Consider the following 26157-nt stretch of genomic DNA (forward strand, 5'->3'; position numbering starts at 1 on the left):
CGCTGCCCTCGCGCAGACTCCGCTGAGACGGGTTGGATCAAACGAGAAACAGAGGTGCATCCATGACAAGCCAAGTGACAGGTGTCCTAGAGGCCGTGCAGGCCTTCGTTGCGAAGGGCTATGATCGCGAATATCGTGTGAAAGACGGGCGCTTGTTCGATCTGGAGCTAGGATCGACGCTAGATGCCTGCGCCGTCCAGGTGGATGCCGCTCTGCGCCTGGAAAGTGGCGACGATGCGGAAGACGTATCGAATATCTACGCGATCACCGATCCCGTAACCCAACACAAAGGGTTGCTGATCGATGCTTTCGATATCTTCGACGAGACATGTCACCGTGATGTCGCCGAACGTCTGCTCGAGCGCCGCGAGACAATTCCGGCAGGTGATGAAAGTGTTCCGAGCAAGCACGGCCTGCGTAAGGTTTACAAAGCCGAGTTTGACAGCGATCCCGAGCGTTACGTCCTGCGCGAAAGCTTTCCGGACTTCCCGGCCTGTCCGTTTGGCGGGGCCTTCAGTATCCTCGGCTTCGACACAGCAGAACAAACCTACGTCTGGCTGGTTACGAGCATCATCCGCGACCCGCGGCTCATCCGCATCCCTTATCAGGGCGAAGACGTCATTACCGACGAATAGCACGGGTGGCACGCAGCACACCCTCGAACCGGTGGTTGCGCGTCTGGTGCATGTAAACGAACTCCAGCGAGGCTATTATGGATTGGGATAAAGATCACGTTCGAGAGACGATGCTTTCGCTTGAAACGGCCGCCTTGCACAGTGCTCGCGAGAACTACTTGGATTACGTCGCTACTGCCCGTCTGGATCGGAGCGAGACGATCGAGAACGACGAACAGGCGCAAGCCGAGGTCGCGAGCGACCTTGCAGAGGCGCTCGACGACACGCTCGATGATTACGCCGACAAGCTCGACAAGCTCAGGACAGTCGACTTCGGACCGAAATCCGCGGTCGCAGAAGGCGCGTTGGTCAGGCTGTCGGGGCGCTACTTCGTGATCGCCGTCTCAACCAGCAAATTCGTATGCCACGGTCAGGAGCTTATGGGGATCTCCACGATGGCCCCGATCTATGAAGCCATCGAGGGCGCTCGACCCGGAGAGACGGTGCAATTCAACGGCCGGAGCCTTCTGGTCGAGGAGGTCGCGTAGTATGTCGTCCGGGCATCTTTAGCTCGTACCGCGGTCATCCCTGTCGTTGGCTTGTACCATCGCGTCGAGCGAACCCGTGATCATCGGTGTGCTCGGGCAGCGTGTGGCCTTCGCTGCCACGGTATGGACAGGGGATTTGCTGACAATTGCCAGCACCGAGAGAATGGTCAGGAGCGCTGCAGCGTACAGGAAGAGGCTCCCAGGACCGGCGAGGTTCATCGCGGCTCCACCGATCAAAGGTCCCACCGCGGTTCCCACACCGTTGATGAGCAGAAGACCGCGCGCTGTGCCTAGCAGCCGTCCAGCCGGAAGATCGTCGTTCGCGATCGCCACGCACAATGAGTAAATCGGAATGCCGAACCCACCGAAGAGCGCGCCTGCGACGAGAAGCAGGGGCAGGGGGGCGTCAGTCGCCAGCGCCACTCCAGCCGCCGCTGCCGCAGACGCCAGGGCGGCGCCGGCAATGATCAGATTTCGGGGCACCCGGTCAGAAAGCCAGCCGAGCGGCCATTGCAATGCGAGGGTTCCCCCAAGGACGCTGGCCATGAAGGCGGAGATGCCGCCGATGTCGAGTCCGATCCTTTGCGCGAAGCTCGGACCCAACCCCCAAAAGCCTCCGATGGCCAGGCCAGCCAGGAACACTCCGAACGTTGCTAGAGGGGAGACTGACAGGAGATCCCGAAATGCGACTGGTTCCTGTTTGACCTCGCCTGGCGAGTGGCTGGGCAGAAGTGTGATGGGAACGACAGCGGCCGAGATTAAGATGGACACGATCAGGAACAACGTCAGCCCTGCTGGGGGAGCTACGTTCAGCAGCGCTTGCCCGAGGGCCCACGAGCCCATGGATGCAACGCCGAAGATCGACAGGAGCTGCCCGCGTGTCGACGGCACCGCGTGTGCGTTAAGCCAGCTTTCGGTCGCGAGGATCATGCCGGCGTAAGCGAGGCCGGTGACCATGCGCAGGGGCATCCATGCCCACGGTTCCACCAGCAGGGCGTGGAGAAGGGCAGTGATCGATGCGACGGCCGCGAACCCGGCAAACGTCCTTACGTGGCCAACGGTTACGATGATGCGCGGCAGCACTAGTGCACCGATGGTGAAGCCCGAGAAGTAGGCGGACATCATGGCGCCGATGGTGCCGCTGGAGAACTCCTCCTGCCCAGCCCGGACGATCAGCAGGGTGCCCAGCAAGCCGTTGCCCAGCATGAGGAAGGCGACGCTCATAAGCAGAGCCGCCACTGGCGCAAGAACGAGACCGCGCGTGCAAGCGGCCCTTAGCGATTTCATCGTAGAGGCCATGAACTGCCCTGACCCACTTTTCTCTTCTCCGCCCTGCAGCACGTGGTGCTGAAGATCGCCGCAGCGTGCTTGCGACATCGGTTCCTTTCGCGCTTCATGAGCCTGTCGTGGGTCGTTGATATTCAGCGGCGGTGATGAAGCGGTCGAACGACTCGCACCAAATTACGACCGTGCTGAATGCGGCGACGTCGATGTCGGGCGAGACGGAGACGATGAAGCCATCGAAGGTTTTTACGTCACCGACACGGCGGGACATGTGCTTGATCGCGAGAAACTCGTCTTTGGTGCGTACGAAGCGCGGGGCGAGGTACAGCTTGTAATCGGGGCCAGGGGATAGGCGGCCGATATGAGCTATCCGGTCGCGTGACACCTTCACGTTACCTTCGCCCCAATGAACGAAATCGCTGCCCTTCAGTCTACGCTCAAATTGTCCAGTGTAGAGCGCCTGTCTCACGGCCGCTGCTAAGGCAGCTGCATTTGGCGCGGGCGGTGCCGTCAGGATCGGCAGAGCGTAAATACCGGCCGCAAACCCCAGTGCCAGCATCGCGACGTGGGTAGTGGCAAGGATGAGCCAGCGGCGCATCGATCAATCTCGATCCAGATGTGCCACCAGCTTGTCCGCGTCCAAATGAAAGTCCGAGAATACCACCGTCCCGCCGGCATCGATCACGCTGAACCAAGGCGTGCCACGTGTGCGGTAGTCCTCCATGAAGGTCGGGAGACGCGCGCCCTCCATCAGCGGATCATGGCCGAATGGCACCGGAAGCCCATACTTCAACTGGTTTGTTCGCAGCTTCTCGAAGGTGTTCTCCTGCTCTCCCTCAAACACTGTTTGGATCACCGCGAAGCCGACGCCTCGTTTCGCCAAGTCGGCATGGAGCCGCTGTAGCGTGGGGAAGCCGTGTAGATGGCAGCCGCGGCACCAATGCTGAAACGCGAAGAGGATCTTCGGTCCCAGCCCAAGATCGGAGAGCGTGATGGGAGTGTCCAGCTGCTTGCCATCGGCTCCAATCCATTCTCTGACGCGAAGTTCAGGGGCGAATTGTTCGACGTCGGCCATGGCGAGTTTCCTTGTCCTCCGAAGTGCCCGTCAACACCTGGAAGGTGACCACGACCGGCCCTCGGCCGGATTTATGGTGAACTATCTCCGCTTCCGATCTGGAGAACTTGGTGCTTTGTTTCTTCGGGCATCAACCTCAACCCGGGCGTTGGCACTATGAAGCTTGCGCCTGCGCCTTTCCAATAGCTGTAGGACATAGTTTCCATGCCTGCGGGACCGTGACCGCTGATTTGAGTTTCGCCTCACTACATAGTGGGCATGACAATGACTGGCGTTTCGCATCGCGACCATCGCGAGCTTGGGGATGTCCCTTGGCTGCGCGGCTACGAGCAGGGCTTGGCGCTGGCCTCCGCACAAGGCAAACCGGTGCTGCTGCTGTTTCAGGAAGTGCCGGGTTGCTCGACGTGCGTGCACTTCGGGCAGGACGTTCTGACGCATCCGCTGATGGTGGAGCTGATCACCGACCGGTTCGTGCCGGTGGCGATCTTCAACAACCATCCTGGGGCGGACGCCAAGATCCTGCGCCTCTATGGTGAGCGATCCTGGAACAATCCAGTCATGCGGTTCCTCCGACCCGATGGAGCCGAGCTGCTGCCGCGCTTGGCCGATCGCTACGATCCGCTTGGGCTGCATGAAAAGCTCAGCGCCGTTTTGCAGATGCTCGACGGTGATGTCCCGGCGTATTTCCGTCTGCTAGGACGCGACTTGCTGATCGAGAGCGGCCTCACCGAAAACGCTCTCTACAAGACGCCTTGTTTCTGGTCTGGTGAGACGAGCCTTGCACAGCATCCGGCGGTGATCACGACCGATGCGGGCTGGGTGGATGGCGAAGAAGCGGTGCAGGTTCAATTCGACCCGAAGACGGTCACGCGGGTCGACTTAGACGCTTACGCTCGTGAAGAAGGCTTCGCCCCGGCAGCGCCCGGCGGCTTCAGCTTGGATCGGGAGCCGCAATTCTACCTGCGTAAGAACGTCGTCCGCCATCTGCCGTTGACGGCGGCGCAGCGAACTCAAATCAACCTGGCGCTGCCTTACCGCCGATCCATCCCCGAGTTGCTCAGCCCGTCGCAGTCCGCCTGGCTTGCAAATCCGCTTTTGCAGCGAGTGAGCAACGGAGAAAGCTACCGCGAAGACATTCGCCATAGCTGGCCGGCGCTGAGGGCGCAGCTTGGTTCGGCTCGCAAATCCGACTGATACCGAAAGGTATCATCGAAACTTAGGTTTGCGGTGGGGTCGGTGATACGCTGCAATCGACGCCTCTGCGGCTATCGAAACTATAGTGACAGGGTATTGGGAAAGAAGGTTGCTCTAACGGTATAGTCGAGACGCACTTGTCACGGTCCCGGCGAGTGATGTCTGTGCAATTCTGACAGAACGTCAGGCAACGAGTTTTCTGAAGATCCGTTTTCGAACGGGTTCGCGTGCGAAAGTCCCTTGTCGCAGGAGTGTGAGCGGAAAACCAGGCCCGTGCTGTCGCGACGAGAAGGAGAGTCCGGCGTGGTCACAAGAGGTTTTACCGGACGCGGATCGGGCGGGGATCAGTCCGGCCGTATCCCCCCTGGCCAGCATCTCGTGGACAACTTCCCGGTTCTCACAGCGGGACCGACGCCAAACATCGATACCTCGAAGTGGAACTTCACGGTCAAGGTCGGACCGAAGCCAGCGAAGGTCTGGGACTGGAGCCAGTTCAACGCTCTGCCCCAGACCAAGGTTAAGAAGGACATCCATTGCGTCACTTCGTGGTCCAAGCTGGACACGGCCTGGGAGGGCGTGCTGATCGAGGACATCTTGGCCGATGCCGGACTCGAGCGCCCGACCGATTTCGTGCTGGTGCATTCCTACGATGGCTATTCGACGAACGTACCGCTGGCGGATCTGCTGTCCGATAAGGCGATGGTCGCGCTCAAATATGCGGGGCAGCCACTTCCGCGTGATCACGGTGGCCCAGCTCGGCTGCTCGTTCCGCACCTTTATTTCTGGAAGTCGGCCAAATGGGTGAAGGCGCTACAATTCACGACGCGCGATGAAGCCGGTTTCTGGGAGCTGCGCGGCTATCACATCTACGGCGATCCTTGGCGCGAGCAACGGTACACGCATGATTGAGAGCGCGGTGCAGGCTGCCAGGTGGCAGAAATCCGTTGTTGCAAAAATCGTTCAGCAAACGCCGGCCATCAAGAGCTTCTTCCTCCGGTTGGGCGACCCGTTCACTCATGTGGCGGGTCAACACGTCGATGTGCGATTGACCGCCCCTGACGGCTACATGGCGATGCGCAGTTATTCGATCGCCTCGCCAGACGATGGATCGGGCATTGTTGAGCTCGCCATCGAACGCCTTTCGGACGGGGAGGTCTCGCCCTTTTTTCACGACGTAGCAGCGGTCGGTGACGAGATCGAACTTCGCGGTCCGCTAGGCGGACATTTTCTCTGGCCGGAGGATGCAGCAGAGCCTGTGTTCTTGATCGGCGCAGGCTCGGGCCTTGTGCCGCTGATGGCGATGATACGACAGCGCCGCATAAAGGCGCAGAATGTGCCGACGGCGCTGCTCCTATCGGCGCGCACCGCTCTCGACGTCCTGTATGCCAAAGAACTCCAAGCCATCGAGTTCCATGACCGCAGCTTCGTGCTGTCGCTGGCGATCACGCGTGAAGCACCGACGCGTGAAACCGACTTCGCACGACGGATCGATGGCGCAATGGTGCAAGAGGTCATCACTCGGCTTCCCCGCAGGCCTGCGCACGTCTTCGTCTGCGGTTCGAATGGCTTCGTGAACATCGCAACGGACGGCGCGCTGCTCGCCGGCCTGGCCGCCGCTACAATCAAGACCGAGCGCTACGGTGGCTAACGGCGCAGATCCAGAGTCCGGGGAGACTATCATGAGCCGTTTCGCCAAACCCGTCTTCTTGGCTGCCGGTCTTCGTACCCCCTTCGGTCGCGGGGGCGGGGCGCTGGCCGCTTACGACGCAATCTCGCTGTCTGTCCCGGTGGTACAGGCGATGGCGCAGCATGCCGAGCCCGACTTCGTCGTCTGGGGGACCGTGATACCGAACTTGGGCTGGAGCAACATTGCCCGCGAGGTCTGGCTTGATGCCAAGCTCAACCCGAGTGTGCCGGCATTCTCGGTCGTTCTCGCATGCTCGACCAGCATGACTGCGACCTTCGCCGCTGCAGGCATGCTCGGCGGCGGGGCAGACCTGTCGCTAGTCGGCGGGGCCGAGGTCATGAGCCGACCCTCGCTTGCCCTGACGGCCGAGGCGTCCAAGCGGCTTACGGACCTCTTCGTGAGGGATGCAGGTGCCGCGCTGGCCGCGCTGCAGTCGCTCACCGTGCGGGACTACGTCCTGCCAACGAAGGGTTGGGCCAATCGCATCACCGGCCGCACGATGGGCGACCACATGGAGGAAACCGCGAAGGCTTGGAACATCGCGCGCGCGGCGCAGGATGATTGGGCGCTCAAGAGCCACCAGCGTGCAGTCGCTGGCTGGAGTAACGGCTTTTTCGACGATCTCGTGATCCCGCTTCCTGAACTTACGCGCGACGCCAATCCGCGGGCCGATACGTCGATCGAGCGGCTCGCCGCGCTGAAGCCAGCCTTCGACCGCGATAGCGGGCTGGGGAGCATTACGGCCGGCAACAGCTCACCGATTACCGATGGCGCGGCTGGTTGCTGGGTCGCCAACGAGGCCGGTATTGCCAGACTGCCGACTGATACCCCGCACGTCCGGCTGGTCGATTACGAGGTGTCGGCCGTCGATCTCCACATCGAGGGTCTGCTGATGGCGCCGTCCTATGGCATCCCGCGCCTCCTCTCACGGCACCGGCTCGGCTTCTCCGACATCGCGCTGTGGGAAATCCACGAGGCCTTTGCAGCACAGGTGCTGGCGAATGTCGCGGCCATCACCGATCCCGATTGGGTGCGCGCAAAGGCGGGTGTCGAGGCGGACATGGGTCCGTTCGATTGGGAGCGAGTCAATCCTATGGGTGGCTCAGTGGCGATCGGGCACCCGTTCGGCGCCACCGGCGCTCGCGACCTTAGCCAGGCGGTGAAAGAACTGTGGGCGCTACCGATCGGATCACGCGCAATCGTCAGCATCTGCGCCGACGGTGGCCAGGGCACTGTCGCGCTTCTCGAACGCGTTTGAAGGGAGACCTCAGAAGTGAAGGCTATTCGTTTCCATGAGTTCGGCGCGCCGAGTGTGCTTCGATACGAAGATGCTCCAAAGCCGGAGGTGAAACCGGGTGAGGTGCTGATCCGCGTCTCGGCGGCGGGGATCAACCCGCCCGATTGGTATCTTCGGGAAGGGTATGCGGAGCTGCCGCCCGAATGGCGGCCGGAGGTCGCATTCCCGGCGATCCCTGGGTCTGATGTGTCTGGCGTCGTCGAAGCTGTTGCCGATGACGTGCAGGGTTTCGCGCCGGGTGACGAAGTCTTTGGGATGATCCGCTTCCCAAGCTACGGCGATAGCCTCGGATATGCGGAGTACGTATCCGCGCCATCATCCGATCTTGCCCTCAAACCGAACACGATCGATCACGTTCACGCCGCAGCGACTCCGATGTCCGGCCTGACCGCGTGGCAGTTCCTGATCGAGCTGGGTCATGACGAGCCTAATCCTTTGCAGCCAGATAGGCACCGGCCTGTCCCGCTCGCGGGCAAACGGGTCCTTATCAACGGCGCCGCGGGCGGGGTAGGTCACCTCGCAGTTCAGCTCGCCAAGCAGCAAGGTGCGAGGGTCATTGCTGTCGCATCCTCTCGGCACGCAAACTTCTTGGATGATCTCGGCGCCGACGAGTTCATCGATTATACGAAGACGGCAGCGGAGGATGTCGTGCGAGACGTCGATCTCGTGATCGATGCCGTTGGGGGCCCTGCGGCAGACCGCTTCCTGCAGACGCTTCGCAGCGGCGGCGCTCTGTTTCCAATTTTTCCGCTAGGCTTCGCAGGCCACGACGAAGCAGCCCGCCTCGGCGTGACCGTTTCGGCAACGCAGGTGAGATCGAACGGTGCGCAGCTCGCGGAGCTCGGGCGGTTGCTTGAAAGTGGGGCAATCCGCGTCGCAGTGGACAGCACCTATCCGCTATCGCAAGCGGCCGCCGCGCATGAGCGTGCTGCGGCCGGGCACATCCAGGGAAAAATTGTGCTCACGGTCGATGGCGCAGAGCCGCAGTCTGATAGTCCAACTTCTACGTCCCAAACGACGTGGCCGCCGCGTCTGACCGGACACTGACGTGAAGGCTCTAGCTCAACCCTTTGCTTCAGAGCGCCAGCAGCTCTGCAGTGTGTCAATGTGTGCTTACGTCAGCGGAGTGACGCGGGGGGGGCTTCGCTCTCTGGAGCGATGCGCGGTAGCGTCTCGCAGTCTCGCGCCCTCACAAAGCAATATCTTGCTGGGAGGAGAGCAGTGGGACTGAGCGCTGGCACGACCGAGATGAGGGCGGTTTCGCGCCCCAAGGCACTTGCGGACCTGATGGTCCTGGACACTCCCGCCGAGCAGGCGTTCGACGACCTGGTCTTTGTTGCAGCCAAGGCTTGCGGCGTGCCGATCGCGCTGATTACTCTTCTCGATGCCGATCGGCAGTGGTTCAAGGCCAGGTACGGTCTGGATGTCCAGGAAACGGAGATCGAGCACTCTGTATGCCGGATCGAGATCGATCGTGCAGAGATGCTGGAGATCGCGGACCTGACCGCCGATCGGCGCACGGATCGCAATCCACTTGTTACTGGTGCCCGGCACTTCCGCGCATATGCCGGCGCTCCCCTCGTCCTTCGGTCCGGGGCCGTTGTCGGCAGGTTGTGCGTCATCGACACCGCGCCTCGGCCGGAAGGGCTGAGCGAATTGGAAAGGTCGATGCTGCGGGCCCTTGCCCGTCTCGCCAGCGAGAATCTCGAACTTCGTCGTATCGCTAAGGTCAGCGAGCGTCAGACAGAGTTGCAGGTCGCGTTGGTGGAGATCGGCGAGATCATTCGCAACAGTGGCGATGCCGGGCAGATGGCCTTGGCGACCGCCGCCGTTGTCGGGCGGGTGTTGACCGCCGATCGCGCCGGACTGGGTTTGGTCGATGATGCTGTAGAGGTGCTTGACGTCGAACGTGACTGGACTGCTCCCGGTGTCCTCAGCGTCGCCGGCCGGCATGCGCTCGACGAGTACCACGGTTTGCAAGCTCCTCTCTCCAGCGGAGATCCACTTGTCGTATTCGATTCCCTTGCCGACGAACGGACATTGCCAAACGTGGCGCTCGCTATGCGCAATGGGGTACGCGCGCTTGTCGACGTGCCGGTGCGGGACCCCGGCCGGACGACGGCCCTTTTCTTCGTCCATTCGGCACGGCCCAGGTATTGGCTAGCAGAGGAAATCGCGTTTCTCCGCAGCGTCGCCGATCGTCTTGAAGCCGGCGTCGCGCGCCATCGATCGGAGGAGCAGCAGCGCATTGTAAACGGTGAGATCGCGCACCGGCTCAAGAACACGTTGACCATGGTGCAGGCAATCGCAAGCCAGACGCTGCGATCAGCAACCGACCGTGAGTCCGTCTATGCTTTCGAACGCCGCCTGATGGCATTGAGCGTTGCGCACGACGCCCTGCTCCAGAATAGCTGGGCGCAGGCTGACCTCGCATCCATTGCGACAAATGCCATCGAGGCGATCGGCTTCATGGATCGCGTCAGTATGAACGGCCCGCCGGTTGCGCTTGGAGCACAGGCGGCACTGTCTTTTTCGTTAATCGTGCACGAGCTCCTAACAAACGCCTGCAAGTACGGAGCTCTCAAGGGCGACAGTGGAAAAGTATCGCTGACATGGGAAATCAAGAGCGATGGTGATGACGCCGGCCTCATGATCAAGTGGCGCGAACGGGGTGGACCTCTCGTCATCCCACCGGCGCGCCGCGGCTTCGGCTCCAAACTCATCAGCATCGGTCTAGTCGGGACTGGCGGTGTGGATATTCGATACGACCCTGAGGGGTTTGAGGCCGACTTGCGAGCGCCGGTCCGCCATCTGGCAAAGGGCTGACGTGGGAATGCGTATGATCATCAGGCCCGTAATTCTTGTCGTGGAAGACGAGCCAATCGTCCGGCTGTTTGCTTCGGACATAATCGAGGAGGCTGGCTTCGAAGTGCTTCAGGCGGCCGACGCCACCGACGCGATCAGCACCCTGGAAGAGCGCTCAGATGTCCGCGTCGTCTTTACGGACGTGGATATGCCTGGCGGGATGGATGGCATCATGCTGGCGATCTGCATTCGCGAGCGCTGGCCCGACATCCAAGTCATCATCACGTCAGGCCGACCTTGGCCGCAGGAAACCAAGCTACCGAAAAACATGGTCTTCTTTCCGAAGCCGTATCGTCAGGACCGGGTGCTGGAGACGGTCCGGAAGATGGCCGCATGACAATCCGCGCCCGCGTACTGCGCATCAACGCCGCCGAGCGTCCGAGTACTATTAGAGTACGAGCCTCTCACGACCCGAAGCCCGGGCTAATTGCATGGAAGGTGAGGGATCGCCCGTGCTGCTGCTGATCCTCTCTTACCTTGCCGGCGCGCTGACGATCATCAGCCCATGCATCCTGCCGGTGCTCCCCTTCGTGTTCGCGCGAGCGGGTCAACCGTTCATGCGCAGTGGTCTGCCGCTCCTATTAGGGATGGCGGTGACATTCGCCGGGGTGGCAACGCTGGCGGCGGTCGGAGGCAGCTGGGCCGTACACGCGAACAGCCTCGGGAGAGCGGTGGCGCTGCTGATACTGGGGGTGTTTGGACTACTGCTGGCGTTCCCCGCGCTTGCCGACCGAGCCACCAGACCGATCGTCAGGCTCGGTGCCCGGCTCACGGAAGCTGCCGGACCAGAGCGGACTGGTGCCAGCTTCTGGGCATCACTGCTGCTCGGGGTAGCCACCGGTCTTCTTTGGGCGCCGTGCGCCGGGCCGATACTGGGGTTGGTACTGACCGGAGCCGCGTTGAACGGCGCCACTATCGGGACTTCGCTGTTGCTGCTGGCTTATGCCGCTGGCGCGGCAACATCGCTCGCACTGGCGCTGCTCATCGGCGGACGTGTGTTCGTTGCAATGAAACGGTCCATCCGTGTGGGAGACTGGTTTCGCCGCTCTCTGGGCGCGCTGGTGCTTCTTGCAGTATTCGCCATCGCTCTGGGCCTCGACACGGGCTTGCTGACCAAGCTGTCGCTGGCCGGAACGTCCACCGTCGAACAGAAACTCCTGGACAGCTTCCGCCTGGACGATCGTTTGGCGCAGACCAGCACGCTTGGGAATGGTCCGCTCGACATTGAAGGGGAATTGCCACCGCTCACCGGCGCAACGAGTTGGCTGAATTCTGCGCCGCTCACGCGCGAGGCGTTGCGCGGCAAGGTCGTTTTGGTCGATTTCTGGACCTACAGCTGCATCAACTGCCTGCGGACGCTACCCTACGTAAAAGCCTGGGAGCAGAAATATCGGGCCGCCGGGCTGGTAGTGATCGGGGTTCACGCACCCGAGTTCGCTTTCGAGAAGGATCCTGACAACGTCGCGAAGGCCGCGCGTGACTTAGGCGTCACCTATCCCGTAGCGCTCGATAACAATCACGCGATCTGGCGCGCCTTTGACAACCGTTACTGGCCGGCCCACTACTTCATCGATGGTCGCGGCCGCGTCCGATACCATCATTTTGGCGAAGGCAATTATGCTGACTCCGAGAAGGTCATCCAGCGGCTGCTCGCCGAAAATGGCCACGCGGTCGGCGACATGCGAACTGTATCGGTGCGCACTGCGGGATCCTCTGCGGCAGCGAGCTGGAACGATGTACGCTCACCCGAGACCTACCTGGGCTATGTGCGTGGCGAGCGTTTCACGTCACCGGGGGGCTTCGTGCGCGAGACCGCGAATGACTATGTCGCGCCGCCTCAGTTGCCTCTGAACGCCTGGGCGCTTTCCGGACGCTGGCTTGCAGGGTCGGAACATGCCTCGTCACAATCCGCCGGGGCCCGCATCGTCTACCGGTTCCATGCCCGCGATGTCCACCTTGTGCTCGGCCCTTCCGCTACGGGCCGGCGGGTCCGGTTCCGCGTCACGATCGACGGCAAGCCACCCGCTAGCGATCATGGCTCGGACATCGACGACGCCGGAAACGGCACGGTCGAGGGACAAAGGCTCTACCAGCTCGTACGGCAGAAGGGCGCCGTTCGCGAGCGCACGTTCGCGATCGAGTTCCTCGATCCCGGCGCGCAGGGTTTTGCCTTCACCTTTGGCTGAGTCTGTTAGGTTTGAGCCGTTGCAATCCATCCCAACTACGAATGATCGGAGACGAGGGCCATGACGCCAAAGATCCTCATCTTTACGACCGACTGGTGCCCCTTTTGCCGGCGCGCGAAAGCACTGTTCACCGAAAAGGGTGTGAAATGGACTGAACACGACATCGAGGATGATCCTGCTCAGCGGCAGGTGATGGAGGAAGCGACAGGACAGAGCACCGTTCCGCAGATCTTCATCAACGGCAAGCACATCGGGGGCTCTGATGACCTTCTGGAGCTCAATGCCAAAGGCGAGCTCGACAAGCTTCTCGCCGGCGAAGCCTCCGCCACCTGATCAATGGTGCCGCTCAGCCAATCGATAGAGCGAAGGAGCGCATGATGGTTTCTGCAGTTTGGAACGACGCTACTATCGCAGCGAGCGACAAGACCGTGATTGTCGACGGCAATCACTACTTTCCGCCCGAAGCCGTCGATCATACTCGGCTCGAGGGAAGCGATCATTCGTCCGTCTGTCCGGTAAAGGGTCGGGCGCGCTATTATCACGTTCGGGTGGGCGAAGAGTGCAACCTGAACGCGGCTTGGGCCTACCCCAACCCGACACCGAGAGCCAAAGCGATCAGAGATCATGTCGCTTTCTGGAAGGGCGTTGAGGTTGCGTAGCAGGCTACGCGCCGGGGGCGGCCGCTGATGCCGGCAGCACTTCACGCTCGCGTCTCCGAATACGTCGGGCGCGCGCTCGACGGGCTGGAGACGTCTGGCGAGCTGCCGGCCGGTCTCGCACGGAGCGGCGTAACTGTGGAAACGCCGCATGACGCTGCGCACGGCGACCTGTCGACCAACGCTGCGATGGTGATGGGAAAGCGCGCTGGCATCCCGCCGCGGCAGCTCGCCGAGGCGCTCGCCAGCCGGCTGACGGCGCTCGAGGAAGTGACAAGCGTCGACGTCGCAGGGCCGGGCTTCGTCAATCTGCGGCTGACCGATGACGCGTGGCGGGACGAGCTGGCGGCGATCGCACATGCGGGCGAGCGATACGGCAAATCGGACACTGGTGCTGGCAAGACAGTGAACGTCGAATATGTCTCGGCCAATCCGACCGGTCCGATGCACGTGGGGCATTGCCGCGGAGCGGTCGTCGGGGACGCGCTGGCGAACCTGCTGGTGTTCACCGGGCACCGCGTCATCCGCGAGTACTACGTCAACGATGCCGGCGCACAGGTGGACGTCCTCGGGAGATCCGCCCACCTTCGCTACCTTGAGGCGCTGGGCGAGAATATCGGCGACATCCCGGAAGGCCTGTATCCGGGCGACTATCTCAAGCCCGTGGGCCAGGCCTTGGCTTCGGACTTCGGCGACCGCTACCGACATGCTCCGCAGGCTGCGTGGCTTCCGATCTTCCGTTCGCACGCCGTTGCAGCGATGATGGAGACGATCCGCGCGGACCTTGCCTTGCTAGGCGTTCGCCATGACCGCTTCGCATCGGAGGCCGAACTTCTCGAAGCGGGACGGCCCGCCGCCGCCGAGGCTTGGCTGCGCGAGCGCGGCCTGATCTATGATGGCGTGCTTGACCCGCCCAAGGGAGAAACCCCGGAGGACTGGCAACCGATCGAGCTGCCGCTGTTCCGCTCGACGCTCTTTGGCGATGATCAGGACCGGCCGATCCGCAAGGCAGATGGAAGCTGGACCTACTTCGGCGTCGACCTCGCCTACCACTTCGAGAAGGCACGCGACGCCGATGAGATGATCGACGTCTGGGGTGCGGATCATGCCGGCACGGTGAAGCGGATCGTCGCAGCTACCGATGCCCTCACCGAAGGGCGCAAGCGCTTCGACGTCAAGCTGGTGCAGATTGTTCGGCTGCTTCGCGAAGGCGAGCCGGTAAAGATGTCGAAGCGTGCAGGCAACTTCGTGACCCTCGCGGATGTGGTGCGAGAGGTCGGCAAGGATGTCGTTCGTTTCACCATGCTCACCCGCAAGGCGGAGGCGCCGATGGACTTCGACTTCGCGAAGGCGGTCGAGGCGTCGCGTGATAATCCGGTCTTCTATGTTCACTACGCGTACGCGCGCATACATTCGCTTTCTCGACGAGCAATCGAGGCCAGGATCGACTTGAGCGCTGAGCCCGACCTTTCCCTCTTGGACGGTCGGGACTTGATCCTAGTTAAGCTAATGGCCCAGTTTCCGCGAGTAGTGGAGGCGGCCGCGTCAGCGCGCGAACCGCATCGGATCGCCTTCTTCCTCGCCGATCTGGCGGCGGCTTTCCACGCCGTGTGGAATGCCGGATCGGATGATCCGGCACGCCGCTTCATCCGCGACGATAACGCGCCGCTCAGCCGCGTACGGCTCTTCTTGGCAGCTGCCGTCGGACAGAGCATCCGCAATGGCTTGGCGCTGATGGGCGTCGAGCCGATGCAGCAGATGCCTCGGAACGACGTTGATTTCGGTTAAGCGGATGGGTTCGCTGCGCAGCGGTTGGGTAAGCCGGGTGGCTGGCTGGTCGGCGGTCATGCTGCGGATCGGCACCGTTCTTGCTCGCCGAACGAGGGCCATCTTCGGTTATGCACTCGCCGCTTGAAGTGGAGAAAGCCGCCTTCGAGGCAGCGTGGGAACGGCTGCCAAGCGGCTACAGTGAGGGCGTCTTTGACGGCTACCGCTACGGCGTGACCGTTAAGCGATCTGACGACGGTCGGCGAAACAGTCTGTTTGCGAGAGATCTCGCCGCCACCGATATCGTAAGCTTCAACCTGTACCGCCTGGAAAGCGGCGAGACATTACTCAAACCCTGCGAAATGTCCTCAGAGAAGGTAGTGAAGTTCGTGCTCGGCTTCACCCCACGGAATAGCCTTGAGTCGAGTTCTGTTTAGCTATCACCACGAGTGTTTCGCTCACAGCCTTCGTCACGCCAGGCTATCGAAACTATAGCCGCGAGTCATTGGACTTAGACCTTGGGCAGCCTCATTCTGACGGCCTCTACGGCCTTAGGGGAATCGATGCCGGCTCCTGCGAAAGCCACCGATCAGGGAGTCTTCTGATGACGGACGCTACAGCTGCGCAACTTGCGACTCCGACCGACCTTGATGAGGCCGCAACGATGACCGTAGCGGACGCACTCAAGATTATCCTCGCAAACAGCTATGCAGTCTACCTAAAGACCAAGAACTTCCACTGGCATGTCTCTGGACCCTACTTCAGGGACTACCATCTTCTTCTCGATGAGCAGGCTGCGGAGATCCTGGCCGTTACCGACGCCATCGCCGAGCGCGCCAGAAAGACCGGCAATCGCACACTTACATCAATTGGTGACATCGCGCGTCATCAGACTATCCGAGACAACGATGCCGAGTTCGTGACGCCGCAGGAAATGCTGGCCGAGCTAAGGGCCGACAACCTCCATATGGTGGAAGGGTTTCGGAAGGCGAAGGCAGTCGCGGATGAGGCAAAGGACAACGCCACCTCTGGCTTGGTCGACGCTTGGACCGATGAGGCCGAACGCCGTGCTTGGTTCCTGTTCGAGGCCAGCCGGCCGAGCCAATGAGCGCTAGCCCGAGGTAGAAGATGTTGAAGGTAGGCCTTGGCGGCGGTTGCCATTGGTGCACCGAGGGGGTGTTCCAAGCGTTACGAGGGGTCACGCAGGTCGATCAGGGCTATTTGCAATCCGAGCCACCGGCGGACACTTGGGCCGAGGGCGTGGTCGTGACGTTCGACCCGTCCACCATCAGCCTAGGAATGCTCGCCGAGGTACATCTTAGAACGCATTCATCGAGCAGAGCTCGTTCCCCGCGTGGGAAGTACCGCAGCGCAATCTATATCTTTGAGCCCGGACAACGGGCGGAAGCTGAGCGGACGGTGCGCCGGTTCGCGGAAGAAGCCGCAAAGACGGTTCACACGCAGGTGGTGCCGTTCGTCGACTTCTTGCCATCGCAGGAGCGCTACCAAAACTACTATCGCAACGGTCCCAATCGACCATTCTGCCGCCGATACATTGATCCGAAACTCGATCTCATCCGCCGCGAGTATGCGGAACATGCGCTACCAGGTGGGTGAGCGCGTGTGTGCTTCGTCGAGCTGGAAGGCCAGGTCGATGAAGCCGCTGATAGTTCGCTGTGTTGTGCGCTCACTCAGGAAGATGAGGTCTGAAACGGCAATGCAAATTCGGAGCTCGCGTTAGGGGAGGTAGACCGATGATGGTCCCGATGATCTCAGTTCTGTCGCCGTCCCGGCTGTGATCGAGGGGGTTAAAGGAACATGCAGGTGACGATCCTCGCGATCATTACGGATGGCACACACTGCCTGAGCCTCCATCATTCCCATCCTGCAGCCTGGAGCCAACTAATGAGCTTCATCGACGCGAGATGGTCCGAGCGTATGGGATCTACAGCTCCGCCGGCTGATGACGAGGCGAAAGCGCAGATGTTCTTTCGACACAATGATGACGACCTGTACGCGATCGTCGATGCTGACGTCTCGGAACTCCAAGAGGCGTTGGGTTCGGCCAGCGACCCCGTCATTGGTTAGCGCGGCGGCCCGCCAAGCTGCTTCGACCACATCGAACCAAGGGGCGCTCTATGTTCGAATGCCTTATTCTTGGCGACAGCATCGGGCTTGGCACAGCGAAGGCGATTAACAGCCAGTACGCTCCACGTTGCGACGTTCAGGCGGTCGAAGGGGCGACGGCCGCGCAGATCCTGAGTTGGAGAAGGCCGATCAAAATCTATGGCAGTTGCGTCTTTGCGATCGGCTCGAATGATCCGCCCGGTGCGCCCCTCGCCAGAACCCTCTCGCGCATCCGCAGCAGCATCTGCTTTCGTCGAGTGATTTGGTTGCTCCCGTACGCGCGCGGCCAGGCCTATACTGTCAGCTCGGTAGCAGCTCGGTACGGAGATGAGACCGTCGATCTCACCCGGTTTCCATCGGTGGATCACATACATCCTCGCAGCTACTCGCAACTGGCATCGGCGCTTCTCCGACGGCCATGACCGATTTATCTCCGCACAGTCATATGGTTGGTAATTGGCTTGGAACCCTGCCGGTCAACAGGCATGCACCTACCAGCAGCAAGGCTGGTAATGGCCCATCTGAGCGAAGCTGAACTGACCAACTGGACGGCGCTTTATACCGCGACCGCGCTGTGCTGCGCGATCGCGATGAGCTTGGCCATCCTCGTTCTCGCCTGCCGTCTCTGCCGTGAGAAAGTCTGGACGCAGCTGCGAGGTGCCAGGCAAGTGGCGCTTTTCCTGCCGAGGACCTGGTGGCGGTGGCAGAAGCTCTACCTGCTCTCGACGCCCGTAACGCTCGCGATCGTCACCTCGTTCGGTTTGACGTTAAGCTGGGGCTGACCCACTAGAGGCCGAGGGCGTCGGTCAGTCGGGCTACCAGCACTCCAGCGGCGCAGTCGGTCGTTGTGACCGTCAGCACCGGCGCTATGCGCCGAAGCCTGTCACGTTGTTGGTCCTCGCGCTCGCCGAACTCCATCATCTCCAAGATCAATTGCTTGATCTCGCCGGTCCTGTGTGAGCGCGCCTCGATCAGGAAGTCGGGTCTGCACGGGCCGGCGGGAGTGAGTAGGTCGAAGACGGGTTTCTCGACCAGCAGATCGGTGCCTCCATCAGCTAGCTGGCGCCGCGCCTTGAGCAGCGCGTGCAGGATGTCTCGCTCAAGATCGGAGTTCACTGGGATAAAGCGATGACCTGAAAGGATCGGCTGGGCATATGCGCGCAACGGTGCGTAGCCCTGGGCTTCTGGGTATTCGCCGGCGACGATCATGACCAGAAACGGTCCCTTGACCGGTTTTCCGGTGAAGGAGAACGATTGCACGCGGTTCGCGACGCGCACGTCCTGCTGGCCAACTACCTCTACGTGGTGACCCCGGACACTAGGCGAGAAGACGGTGAGGAAGCCTTGAGCGGCGTGGCCTCTTGGCCAGCGCTTCGCGAGCTGGCGGAGGACGGCATAGGAACGGCGGCTGTGCAGCGCGTCGGCATGGGTCCAAAACGCGCGGCTGAGCTCGATCCCCGGCGCGATCTCTATCTTGGCGGCAGCACGGGACAGCGCACCGAATTCAGCCTTGATCGACGCCGGCTCGATGTGGTGGGTGAAAGGCGGCACGCGGTTTGTTCCAGCGATGTCGATCAGCCGCCACAGGAGCCGGGCTAGGCGCGGAACCGAAGCATGGCGCGTGCGATCATCGGTCGCATCGTCTTCGGGGCGCTGAGCCAGCTTCTCGGGGGCTGGCCTCAGCACTTCGAAGTAGCCATCCGGCGGGTTAGCCGGCGTCTCGCGTGTGCGGACTTCGGAAAGCCGATGCGTGATTTGATCGCGGAAGAAGGGGCAATCCCCGCGATGCTCGGGCCGCATCGCGCTCGTGAGCCTGCGCAGATAGTAGGTTTCGGCTTCTGAAAGAAACGCCGGCGTGAGAATGGGCGGCGGCTCCCCGGCCGCCAGGCAGTCGCAGGCAATCCATTTCGCACCGATGCGCGCATTCTGGACGAGGGTGATACCCGCATCCTCATCAGCGTGGTCACCGGCCCCCGTATACCAGCGGACCAGTGCTTCACGCAGTGGCGGTGGAAGAGGGATTCGACGTCCACCGGCGCCATTTGTCTCGCGATCGATGAGCCACATTGGCTGGGTTCCACGGCTCCAAAGATTACAGTGTTCGGCTTCTTCGACGGATTGACAACGCAAAACAGCTCGATCTCACTTTCCTAAATTAGAGTGGGAGCAGCTGATGCGAGCGTTGATGTTGACCGGTTCGGCACTGGGTTTGATGGCAGCCGGCGGCGCCGTTGCGCAGCCGTCCAAGGCGGTAAGAGCGGCGGTGGTAATCTCCATGGCTGAGGCCGTGGGCGGCACCGAGGATGATCCCGCCTCGCGGCCGGTGCGTCCCGTCGAAACGAGGCTGGACCGTCCTTCAGCGTCGAATGCTTCATCGCTGGCGACCGGGTTTCGCATCCACGATCTCAGCCGGCGTTGGGTCGAGTATCAGATGGCAAGCGCCTTTGTCCCGCAATCCGTCGGGGCACCCGACGTGTCAGAGGATCCGTTCGCTCCCGTTGGAGTAGCGCAACTGCAGGTGGTGCCGCAAGGCGCAGCGCTAGCGCCGGTTTCCGCTATTCCAGTCCCGGCTTGGATGCGGGGTGGCAGCGCCTTTGCTGCCGCGGCGGCCACCTATGTGCCGGGGTGTTTGCCGACCGGATATCGGCCCAGTGGGCTCCTCACCGGCGACGCCGAATACCGGCGAAGAGGCTTTTATGGGCTGATGGCGAACATTGCATGCCAGTATGGCATCCCGGTCGGTCTATTCGACGCGATGATCATCCGCGAAAGCAGGTACAACGCTGCGATATTCTCGCCGAAGAACGCGTTTGGACTTACGCAGTTGATGCCAGGTACAGCCGCTGGTCTTGGCGTCAATCGCTACGACGTGGAGCAGAACCTTCGAGGGGGAGCGCGCTACCTGCGTGAGCAACTCGACCGCTTCGGCCACTATCATCTTGCCCTCGCGGCTTACAACGCGGGCCCGGGTCGCGTGCGCAATGGCTCCGTACCACGGATTGCCGAGACACAAGCATACGTCTCCAGCATTCTCCTGAACTGGTCGAAGCTGAGTGGATCGCCTTCGACACTTAGTAGCGAAGCCGGGAGATTTCCGATGAGCAGTGTGCCGGCCACAGCAACGGCTGTCGTGACGTCGTTTTGAGCCGACCAGGTCCTAAGTTTAGAGAGTTAGGTCCTCTTCGAAGGCGGCCCGGCGCTGGAGTATCCTGCTGATTTCGCCGACCATCTTCTTGATCACCGCGGATTGGAAGTGGGTCCCCCATTCCTTCCTGATCTCGCTTCCATCCATGCCTTCGAGGTCTTCCAACGCTTCGAGCAGTCGGTGCGGAAGGCCTTTAAACAGCGTGCTGAGCATTGCGACGAGTGTCGCGAAACGCTCGTCGTCCATCAGCTTCAGGTCGCTAGCCATTTCGACGCTGATGATTGCGTGCATGAGGTCAATGTTGAGCGACCTCAGAATTGATTGGAACTCGGGCAATGTCATCGCAGCGCGTTTGGCTGGGTTGCGATGAAGTATGACCCCGAGGCGGCTCTTCTTGATGTTGGTCCTGAGCGACATCTGCCGGATGCCCATGTCCTGGGCCTCCATCGCCCGCACAATCAGCGGGATGTAATCGGGATCGTGCCCGGGCGTTGCGGCACCAGGCGCATCAAGCTCGATTGTGGCCAGCGACGACACAGCTAAAGCCCCCGAAAGACACTTCGGACGAGGCTAGGAAATCACCCGCTCGGGAGGTTGGCAAGCCCTATCTAATCCAGAGCTGCACCAACAGCCTCGGCTATCTACCTGAGGGGAACGATCTTCCCGCTCTCTTCCGCAGACTTTTTGGCGCTTTCGCCGGGCTCGATTCCCATCTGGGTGAGCAGCTTGGTCGCGCTCTTGTCGACGACATAGTCGAACAGGAGCATGGAGATCGCATCGGCAACCGTAAGGTCGGTACCAAGCGCCTCACCGAGTCTTCTCTTAGCCTCGAAAAGATTGTCGGCGCTCGTCCTCGCAATCTGAAGATGGATGCGGATCGGACCCCCGGTCGGGATCTTACTGAGGTGCTGACGAAGAGTCTCGATGTCGTGCTGCGCTAGCGCATCCGCAGCCGTTGGTCCTGCCAGCTTTTCGACCAGGCTCGTAATGCTCTGGTAGGTTTTCGTGTCATTGGAGAGGAGCCGAAGGCTCTCCGTCGTCAGTCGGAACAGATACTCCGATACGTCGAGCGAATAATCGCGGCTATCGCCACTCATCTTCCCACGTCCCCGCTCTCGATCAACCAGCCTCGCTACGCCACGCATAGCAGGAATGGATGAGCCCGCCCAATACGACTCGACGGTCGATGGGTCGACTCCACTCTCCACTGCGGATGTCCGGAAAGCAGGACAGATGTCCGCCGTCGCGGACAGCGCTTACTTCTACGTGGACGAAGATCCGTGAGTCGGGATGGGCGTCTGGACAGGCGGACGAATTGAAGCCGAAAATTCCGGTGCACAGCTAAAAGCGCGAAGCGGTGCAAGGTTCCGTGCCGGAGCCGGTGTTCCCGCAATCCAAACGGTCTCACCCTTCAATCGGGCGCGGAGAAACCGCGTCTCCATCGAAGGGAACTCACTATGCAGTCTGTGCTGAAGCGGCGCGACCGTATGGAGATGGCGATCCTCGCCCTCGCCGTGCTGGCATTCGCGCTCCTCTACTTCGCCGGTCCGGCTTTCGCCGGAGCCGATACCACCTTTGACACCGCCCTGACGAAGTTCACCGACTTCCTCGAGGGCTCTGGTGGCAAGATCATCACGGTCCTGTCGCTCGCTGGCGGCATCGTGGCGCTCGCCTCGGGCCGCTTCTCGATGGGCCAGATCGCCATCCCTGTCGGCGTGGGTGTCGGCGCCGGCACCGGTATCCCGATCGTCACCTCGACCGTGACAGCGACGATCTGACGCAACCGTTCGGGTCGGTCGGGGTGGCAGCCCCGGTCACTCGCGGGAGGGTGGTGCAATGGCCGCAGACAAGTACGCGATCCCATCTCATCTGGATGATCCCGAGCTGATCGGGCTGTGGACCCTGGATGAGTTCCTGGCGATGGTGATCCCATTCGTCTGGGGGATCATGACCCAGCACATCCTTATTGGCATGGCGGCAGCGTTCGCCGGCTGGTGGGGACTTAAGAAAGCGAAAGCGGGTCGTGCAGCGTCTTGGCTGCTTCACTTGGCCTATTGGCATCTTCCGGCCGGTTTTACTGGCCTGAGAGCCACGCCACCCTCGTACCTTCGATTGATGGCGGGGTAACATGGATCTCTCGTACAGCCACGCGCAGAACCAGCGCGTCCTCAAGCAGCGCAACCTCCTGGTGGTTGCCGCAGCCGCGCTCGCCGGGCTGGCGGCGCTTCTCCTTACCCTCGGCATCTCGCGCGATCGCGAGGTCGTGCTGCAACCAGTGTTGCAGTCGCCGGTGACGGTCAGCAGCGCGGGTGTCTCGCGCCAGTATCTCGAGATGATCACGCGCGACGTCGTCGTCCTGACGCTCGATCGCAGCCCGCAGAACCTCGAATACTGGATGAACCAGGTCCTCGCGATTACCTCGCCCCGCGCGCAGGGCAAGATCAAGGGCGACCTGCTGAAGATCGTCAATGAGCAGCGCGGGTCGTCCATCGCGCAGTTCTTCACGATCCAGTCGATGGAGATCGACCCCAAGAACCTCCGCTCCGAGGTGACAGGCGAGCTGCACACCATCGTCGGCAACAAGGTGATCTCGAACGAGCGCCGCACCTTCCGGTACGACTGGGAGTACAAGGGTCTGTCTCTCCGTCTCGTCGGCTTCGGAATGGTCCGCACGGGCAAGGAGCTAGACCAATGACCGCTATCTACGCCGTCGGCAGCGCGGCGGTTGGCACCGTCCTGATGTCTCGGATCAGCTGCATCCTGAGCAGGATGATCGGCGCCTGCCTGTTCACGCTCGCCATCCTCTTCTTCCCGCAGCCTGCCTGGGCCGATCAGACGATCTTGGCGGCCGACAATGCGCAGGTCGACTGCCAGGCGTCCGCCAAGGACCTTACGCGCATTAGCCTCGTCGAGGACGAGTTCGCGAGCGTGTCGAAGATCTCGACCGGCAACCCGCAGGACGACTTCTCGGTCGTCAACGAGCCGGTGCGCGGCGACATCTACCTGAGCGTCCCCGAGGGCTACGGCCGGCAGGCGCTCTCGTTCTTCGGCACGACGAAGCGGGGCTATGTCTACAAGTTCATGTGCCGGATCTCGGGCGATGCGGCCGCGCAGGTGTTCGTGTCGAACCCCGCGATCGCTAAAGAGAAGGCCGCGGAAGCCGCTCCGCAGCAGGTTGCGGCCGGGCCGCAGGACGCGGCGGTCGAGCTCGTCCAGGCGATGTATTCGAACAGCGTCGCCGACGGCTACGAGATGCGCCAGCGCGCGCTCAAGCCGGTCTATGTCGGCAAGCTCAAGGTCCAAATGATCGCCGAATATCGCGGTCAGGACCTGACCGGGAAGGTCCTGCGCATCGAGAATACGGGCGACGCCCCGACCGAGCTCACCGAGCGCACGGTAGCTCCCGCCAGCGCGCTCGCCGTCTCCATCGCCGAGCCCAAGCTCGCCCCGGGGAAGGTCACGACGGCCTACCTCGTCTCCCAGAACGTGAGGTAAGCCATGGCTTTCGCCGACATCTTTAAGCGCTCCCGCAAGCCTCTCGACGAGGCCGAAGGGGAGGGGGTCTCCCCGGTTGGCGGCGAGCTCGCCGGCAACGAGGCGGTGCGGCGCAAGCAGCGCATGCTCCTCGCCGGCGTCGCCGGCGTCGGGCTGGTCGTCTCCTCGATGTGGATCTTCAGCGGCGACGACGGGAAGAAGGTCGCCGACACCGATGGCGCGGAGAAGGTCGAGGTCTCGACCAAGGACATGGTCAACCGCAACCTGTCGCAGCAGGAGTGGATGGCGCTCTCCGAGAACCGCTTCCAGTCGACGGAAAACCAGCTGAAGTCGGTCAACGGCCAAACGGCGCGCGTGGACAACCTCGCTGCGCAGATCGAGGCGCTGAAGGGCCAGAACCAGGCGATGCAGGCGGACGGGCAGCGCGTCCTCTCGGCCTACCAGGCGGAGAACGAGCAGCTCCGCAAGCAGATCAACGATCGTCCCGCGGCCGTAGCGCCTGCCCCCGGGCCTGCCGCGATGTACGGCCCTCGTGGTCCGCAGGCCTATCAGCGGCCTGACGGGGCCGGAGCCGGTGCGGATGCCGCGGTCGCAGTTGGCCGCCCGGCCGAGGTGAAGATGGTCAGCTTCACCACCAGCGAAGCCGGAACGGCCTCCAAGGTCGCTAAGGGCAACACGGTCTATACCGACAGCCCGAACTACCTGCCGCCCAACAGCTTCGCGTCGGCAAAGGTGATCGTTGGCGTGGACGCCAGCGCGGGCGTGAACAGCCAGACCGATCCGCTGCCGGTCGTGCTTCGCGTCACCGGCCCGGCGCGGTCGGTGCTGCAGAACGGCAAGCTGCTGACAACCAAGATTCAGGGCTGCCTCATCAATGGTGCTGCACGTGGCGATCTCTCGAGCGAGAAGGTCTACGTCAAGCTACAGAAGATGACCTGCCCGCAGCCGGGTGGCCGCTATGCCGTGTCCGAGGTCAAAGGCTTCATCGCGTTCGGCGGTAAGACCGGCGTTCGTGGCCGCGTCGTCAGCCGCGAGGGATCGCTCGCGATGCAGGCTTTTCTAGCCGGCTTGGTCAGCGGCGCTGGTGGCGCGCTCAATACAGCCTTCAACGCGCCGGTCGCGACCATTCGCACGTCCGGTGACGGCGATCTCAATCACACGCCCAACCTCGGCAATGTCGGGCTTCGCGCGCTGGGCGGCGGCGCTGAAGAGTCCGGCAAGGACGTCTCCAAATACTTGATCGAGCGCGCCGAGCAGTACCAGCCGGTCATCGAGATGCCGACCGGAATCGACGTGGAAATTGTCTTCCTGGAGGGTGTCTATGTTCGGAATTGATCGACTCCGTCGGCGCCTGCCGACCAAAATGGCGGCGTTGCTCGTCGCCGTGCCGGTGATCGGCGCCGCGAGCATGGCCGTCGCCGGCCAGATTGCCAGCCCGAGCAGCGTGCAGGTCGCGAACCTCCTCAAGACGCGCCTGCCCAAGACGCAGCTGAGCCAGGTGAACTGCGAGAAGGTGCATGGTCTCTGCGAGGTCACGGCCGGATCGAACTTGTTCTACGTCGACGCGGGCGCGCGCTACCTCATCATCGGGCGCGTCTACGACATGGAGACGCGCCAGGATCTGACCGCGGCGCGCCTCCTCGAGATCAATCCCGACATGCTCGTCGGCGGGGCCGCGAAGGCCAACGCGGCGGCCGCCGAAGGAGGCGGGGACGCCGAAGGCGCGATCGGGCCGGCGCCGGGCAAGGCCGAGAAAACCTCGGTGCCGCCGCGGCCGGCGGTCATCTCCCTGGACGGGCTGCCGAAGGACGGTGCAATCGTCTGGGGCAATCCCACTGGCGAGACCATCACCGTCTTCACCGACTTCCGGTGCGGCTACTGCCGTGCGCTCGCCAACGTCCTTCGGGGCATGAACGTGCGAGTGGTCGAGCGGCCGATCTCGGTGCTGGGTAGCCGCGACATCGCAAACCGCGTCTACTGCGCCAAGAATCGTGAGGAGGCGCTTCACGCGGCATACGCCGGCGAGCCGTTCAAGGGTGGCGCGAGCTGCGACACCTCGGGGCTCGATGCAAATGAGGCCTTCGCCCACAAGCACGGGCTGAGCGGGACGCCGGTGATCGTGCGGAGCGACGGGGCGATGCTCGAGGGATACCGGCCCAGGGAGTTTCTGCAGAACTGGATCAAGGGGGGACGCTCGTGAGCGGGCGTCGCCACGGC

Annotated in this window: 32 protein-coding genes; 26 read left to right on the forward strand and 6 right to left on the reverse strand. The window is 62.1% G+C overall.

The window, feature by feature from the left end; genetic code table 11:
- Nucleotides 1-62 precede the first annotated feature (62 nt).
- Nucleotides 63-635: a hypothetical protein gene (locus J2X37_RS15460; protein ID WP_310023000.1), complete on the forward strand. Its 573-nt coding sequence runs from the start codon at nucleotides 63-65 to the stop codon at nucleotides 633-635.
- A gap of 158 nt (nucleotides 636-793) precedes the next feature.
- Complete coding sequence (locus J2X37_RS15465; RefSeq protein ID WP_310023002.1) at nucleotides 794-1162, forward strand: hypothetical protein; 369 nt, start codon at nucleotides 794-796, stop codon at nucleotides 1160-1162.
- A gap of 18 nt (nucleotides 1163-1180) precedes the next feature.
- Here the strand turns inward: J2X37_RS15465 and J2X37_RS15470 are convergent, their stop codons facing one another.
- The 3 genes from J2X37_RS15470 to J2X37_RS15480 all read right to left on the reverse strand — a co-directional run bounded on the left by J2X37_RS15470 (nucleotide 1181) and on the right by J2X37_RS15480 (nucleotide 3521).
- Nucleotides 1181-2386, reverse strand: coding sequence for an MFS transporter (locus tag J2X37_RS15470; RefSeq protein ID WP_310023004.1), 1206 nt, complete (start codon nucleotides 2384-2386; stop codon nucleotides 1181-1183).
- Between the two features lie 169 nt (nucleotides 2387-2555).
- Nucleotides 2556-3044, reverse strand: a complete 489-nt coding sequence (locus tag J2X37_RS15475; protein WP_310023006.1) for a DM13 domain-containing protein — start codon at nucleotides 3042-3044, stop codon at nucleotides 2556-2558.
- A gap of 3 nt (nucleotides 3045-3047) precedes the next feature.
- Entirely contained in the window at nucleotides 3048-3521 is a 474-nt protein-coding gene (locus tag J2X37_RS15480; RefSeq protein ID WP_310023008.1) for a redoxin domain-containing protein, read from the reverse strand.
- Between the two features lie 264 nt (nucleotides 3522-3785).
- On the opposite strand from J2X37_RS15480, the gene J2X37_RS15485 reads away from it, so the two are divergent.
- The 17 genes from J2X37_RS15485 (at nucleotide 3786) to J2X37_RS15565 (ending at nucleotide 18082) form a co-directional block, all read left to right on the forward strand.
- Nucleotides 3786-4715 (forward strand): VPGUxxT family thioredoxin-like (seleno)protein, type 2, encoded by a 930-nt coding sequence (locus J2X37_RS15485; RefSeq protein ID WP_310023011.1) that lies wholly within the window; start codon nucleotides 3786-3788, stop codon nucleotides 4713-4715.
- A gap of 303 nt (nucleotides 4716-5018) precedes the next feature.
- Nucleotides 5019-5624, forward strand: coding sequence for a sulfite oxidase-like oxidoreductase (locus tag J2X37_RS15490; protein WP_404979638.1), 606 nt, complete (start codon nucleotides 5019-5021; stop codon nucleotides 5622-5624).
- Nucleotides 5617-6363: a ferredoxin reductase gene (locus J2X37_RS15495; RefSeq protein ID WP_310023015.1), complete on the forward strand. Its 747-nt coding sequence runs from the start codon at nucleotides 5617-5619 to the stop codon at nucleotides 6361-6363. Before J2X37_RS15490 ends, J2X37_RS15495 begins: the two co-directional genes overlap by 8 nt.
- A 31-nt stretch (nucleotides 6364-6394) precedes the next feature.
- Nucleotides 6395-7660, forward strand: a complete 1266-nt coding sequence (locus J2X37_RS15500; protein ID WP_310023018.1) for a thiolase family protein — start codon at nucleotides 6395-6397, stop codon at nucleotides 7658-7660.
- A gap of 15 nt (nucleotides 7661-7675) precedes the next feature.
- A complete protein-coding gene (locus tag J2X37_RS15505; RefSeq protein WP_310023020.1) occupies nucleotides 7676-8746 on the forward strand; it encodes an NADP-dependent oxidoreductase in 1071 nt (356 codons plus the stop codon).
- Between the two features lie 240 nt (nucleotides 8747-8986).
- Nucleotides 8987-10525 carry a GAF domain-containing protein gene (locus J2X37_RS15510; RefSeq protein WP_310023022.1) on the forward strand — a complete coding sequence of 513 codons (1539 nt, stop codon included), beginning with the start codon at nucleotides 8987-8989 and terminating at the stop codon, nucleotides 10523-10525.
- Between the two features lie 7 nt (nucleotides 10526-10532).
- Nucleotides 10533-10901, forward strand: coding sequence for a response regulator (locus tag J2X37_RS15515; protein ID WP_310023024.1), 369 nt, complete (start codon nucleotides 10533-10535; stop codon nucleotides 10899-10901).
- A gap of 115 nt (nucleotides 10902-11016) precedes the next feature.
- Nucleotides 11017-12750 (forward strand): cytochrome c biogenesis protein DipZ, encoded by a 1734-nt coding sequence (locus tag J2X37_RS15520; protein WP_310023027.1) that lies wholly within the window; start codon nucleotides 11017-11019, stop codon nucleotides 12748-12750.
- Between the two features lie 60 nt (nucleotides 12751-12810).
- Nucleotides 12811-13083, forward strand: a complete 273-nt coding sequence (grxC, locus tag J2X37_RS15525) for a glutaredoxin 3 (protein WP_310023029.1) — start codon at nucleotides 12811-12813, stop codon at nucleotides 13081-13083.
- A gap of 44 nt (nucleotides 13084-13127) precedes the next feature.
- Nucleotides 13128-13409 (forward strand): DUF427 domain-containing protein, encoded by a 282-nt coding sequence (locus J2X37_RS15530; RefSeq protein WP_310023031.1) that lies wholly within the window; start codon nucleotides 13128-13130, stop codon nucleotides 13407-13409.
- 27 nt (nucleotides 13410-13436) lie between these two features.
- The gene (gene argS, locus J2X37_RS15535) at nucleotides 13437-15194 is read left to right on the forward strand and encodes an arginine--tRNA ligase (RefSeq protein WP_310023033.1); all 1758 of its coding nucleotides are present in this window, start codon (nucleotides 13437-13439) and stop codon (nucleotides 15192-15194) included.
- A gap of 110 nt (nucleotides 15195-15304) precedes the next feature.
- Nucleotides 15305-15610 (forward strand): hypothetical protein, encoded by a 306-nt coding sequence (locus J2X37_RS15540; protein ID WP_310023034.1) that lies wholly within the window; start codon nucleotides 15305-15307, stop codon nucleotides 15608-15610.
- A 167-nt stretch (nucleotides 15611-15777) separates the two neighbouring features.
- Nucleotides 15778-16281, forward strand: a complete 504-nt coding sequence (locus tag J2X37_RS15545; RefSeq protein WP_084280918.1) for a Dps family protein — start codon at nucleotides 15778-15780, stop codon at nucleotides 16279-16281.
- 20 nt (nucleotides 16282-16301) lie between these two features.
- Complete coding sequence (locus J2X37_RS15550) at nucleotides 16302-16790, forward strand: peptide-methionine (S)-S-oxide reductase (protein WP_310023038.1); 489 nt, start codon at nucleotides 16302-16304, stop codon at nucleotides 16788-16790.
- A gap of 207 nt (nucleotides 16791-16997) precedes the next feature.
- Nucleotides 16998-17261 (forward strand): hypothetical protein, encoded by a 264-nt coding sequence (locus J2X37_RS15555; protein WP_310023039.1) that lies wholly within the window; start codon nucleotides 16998-17000, stop codon nucleotides 17259-17261.
- A gap of 50 nt (nucleotides 17262-17311) precedes the next feature.
- The gene (locus J2X37_RS15560) at nucleotides 17312-17722 is read left to right on the forward strand and encodes a hypothetical protein (protein WP_310023041.1); all 411 of its coding nucleotides are present in this window, start codon (nucleotides 17312-17314) and stop codon (nucleotides 17720-17722) included.
- A 90-nt stretch (nucleotides 17723-17812) separates the two neighbouring features.
- Nucleotides 17813-18082: a hypothetical protein gene (locus tag J2X37_RS15565; protein WP_310023043.1), complete on the forward strand. Its 270-nt coding sequence runs from the start codon at nucleotides 17813-17815 to the stop codon at nucleotides 18080-18082.
- Between the two features lie 4 nt (nucleotides 18083-18086).
- Here J2X37_RS15565 and J2X37_RS15570 read toward each other — a convergent pair whose 3' ends face one another.
- Nucleotides 18087-19367 (reverse strand): hypothetical protein, encoded by a 1281-nt coding sequence (locus J2X37_RS15570; protein ID WP_310023044.1) that lies wholly within the window; start codon nucleotides 19365-19367, stop codon nucleotides 18087-18089.
- Nucleotides 19368-19473: 106 nt separating this feature from the next.
- On the opposite strand from J2X37_RS15570, the gene J2X37_RS15575 reads away from it, so the two are divergent.
- A complete protein-coding gene (locus J2X37_RS15575) occupies nucleotides 19474-20445 on the forward strand; it encodes a lytic transglycosylase domain-containing protein (protein ID WP_310023047.1) in 972 nt (323 codons plus the stop codon).
- An 18-nt stretch (nucleotides 20446-20463) separates the two neighbouring features.
- Here the strand turns inward: J2X37_RS15575 and J2X37_RS15580 are convergent, their stop codons facing one another.
- Both J2X37_RS15580 and J2X37_RS15585 read right to left on the reverse strand, forming a co-directional pair.
- Nucleotides 20464-20982: an XRE family transcriptional regulator gene (locus J2X37_RS15580; protein ID WP_310023049.1), complete on the reverse strand. Its 519-nt coding sequence runs from the start codon at nucleotides 20980-20982 to the stop codon at nucleotides 20464-20466.
- A 104-nt stretch (nucleotides 20983-21086) separates the two neighbouring features.
- Nucleotides 21087-21542, reverse strand: coding sequence for a hypothetical protein (locus tag J2X37_RS15585; protein WP_310023051.1), 456 nt, complete (start codon nucleotides 21540-21542; stop codon nucleotides 21087-21089).
- Between the two features lie 360 nt (nucleotides 21543-21902).
- On the opposite strand from J2X37_RS15585, the gene J2X37_RS15590 reads away from it, so the two are divergent.
- Genes J2X37_RS15590 through J2X37_RS15615 form a run of 6 tightly spaced genes read left to right on the forward strand, consistent with a single transcriptional unit; the run spans nucleotide 21903 to nucleotide 26140 of the window.
- Complete coding sequence (locus J2X37_RS15590; RefSeq protein ID WP_310023053.1) at nucleotides 21903-22223, forward strand: TrbC/VirB2 family protein; 321 nt, start codon at nucleotides 21903-21905, stop codon at nucleotides 22221-22223.
- Between the two features lie 58 nt (nucleotides 22224-22281).
- Complete coding sequence (traL, locus tag J2X37_RS15595; RefSeq protein ID WP_010339788.1) at nucleotides 22282-22572, forward strand: type IV conjugative transfer system protein TraL; 291 nt, start codon at nucleotides 22282-22284, stop codon at nucleotides 22570-22572.
- A 1-nt stretch (nucleotide 22573) separates the two neighbouring features.
- A complete protein-coding gene (locus tag J2X37_RS15600; protein WP_310023059.1) occupies nucleotides 22574-23140 on the forward strand; it encodes a type IV conjugative transfer system protein TraE in 567 nt (188 codons plus the stop codon).
- The gene (locus J2X37_RS15605) at nucleotides 23137-23940 is read left to right on the forward strand and encodes a type-F conjugative transfer system secretin TraK (protein WP_310023061.1); all 804 of its coding nucleotides are present in this window, start codon (nucleotides 23137-23139) and stop codon (nucleotides 23938-23940) included. The genes J2X37_RS15600 and J2X37_RS15605 overlap by 4 nt, the downstream gene beginning before the upstream one ends.
- 3 nt (nucleotides 23941-23943) lie before the next feature.
- Complete coding sequence (locus J2X37_RS15610) at nucleotides 23944-25275, forward strand: TraB/VirB10 family protein (RefSeq protein WP_310023063.1); 1332 nt, start codon at nucleotides 23944-23946, stop codon at nucleotides 25273-25275.
- Nucleotides 25262-26140, forward strand: coding sequence for a DsbC family protein (locus J2X37_RS15615; RefSeq protein WP_310023065.1), 879 nt, complete (start codon nucleotides 25262-25264; stop codon nucleotides 26138-26140). The genes J2X37_RS15610 and J2X37_RS15615 overlap by 14 nt, the downstream gene beginning before the upstream one ends.
- The last annotated feature ends 17 nt before the right edge of the window (nucleotides 26141-26157 follow it).

Source organism: Croceicoccus sp. BE223 (assembly GCF_031457155.1).
Taxonomy (GTDB): domain Bacteria; phylum Pseudomonadota; class Alphaproteobacteria; order Sphingomonadales; family Sphingomonadaceae; genus Croceicoccus.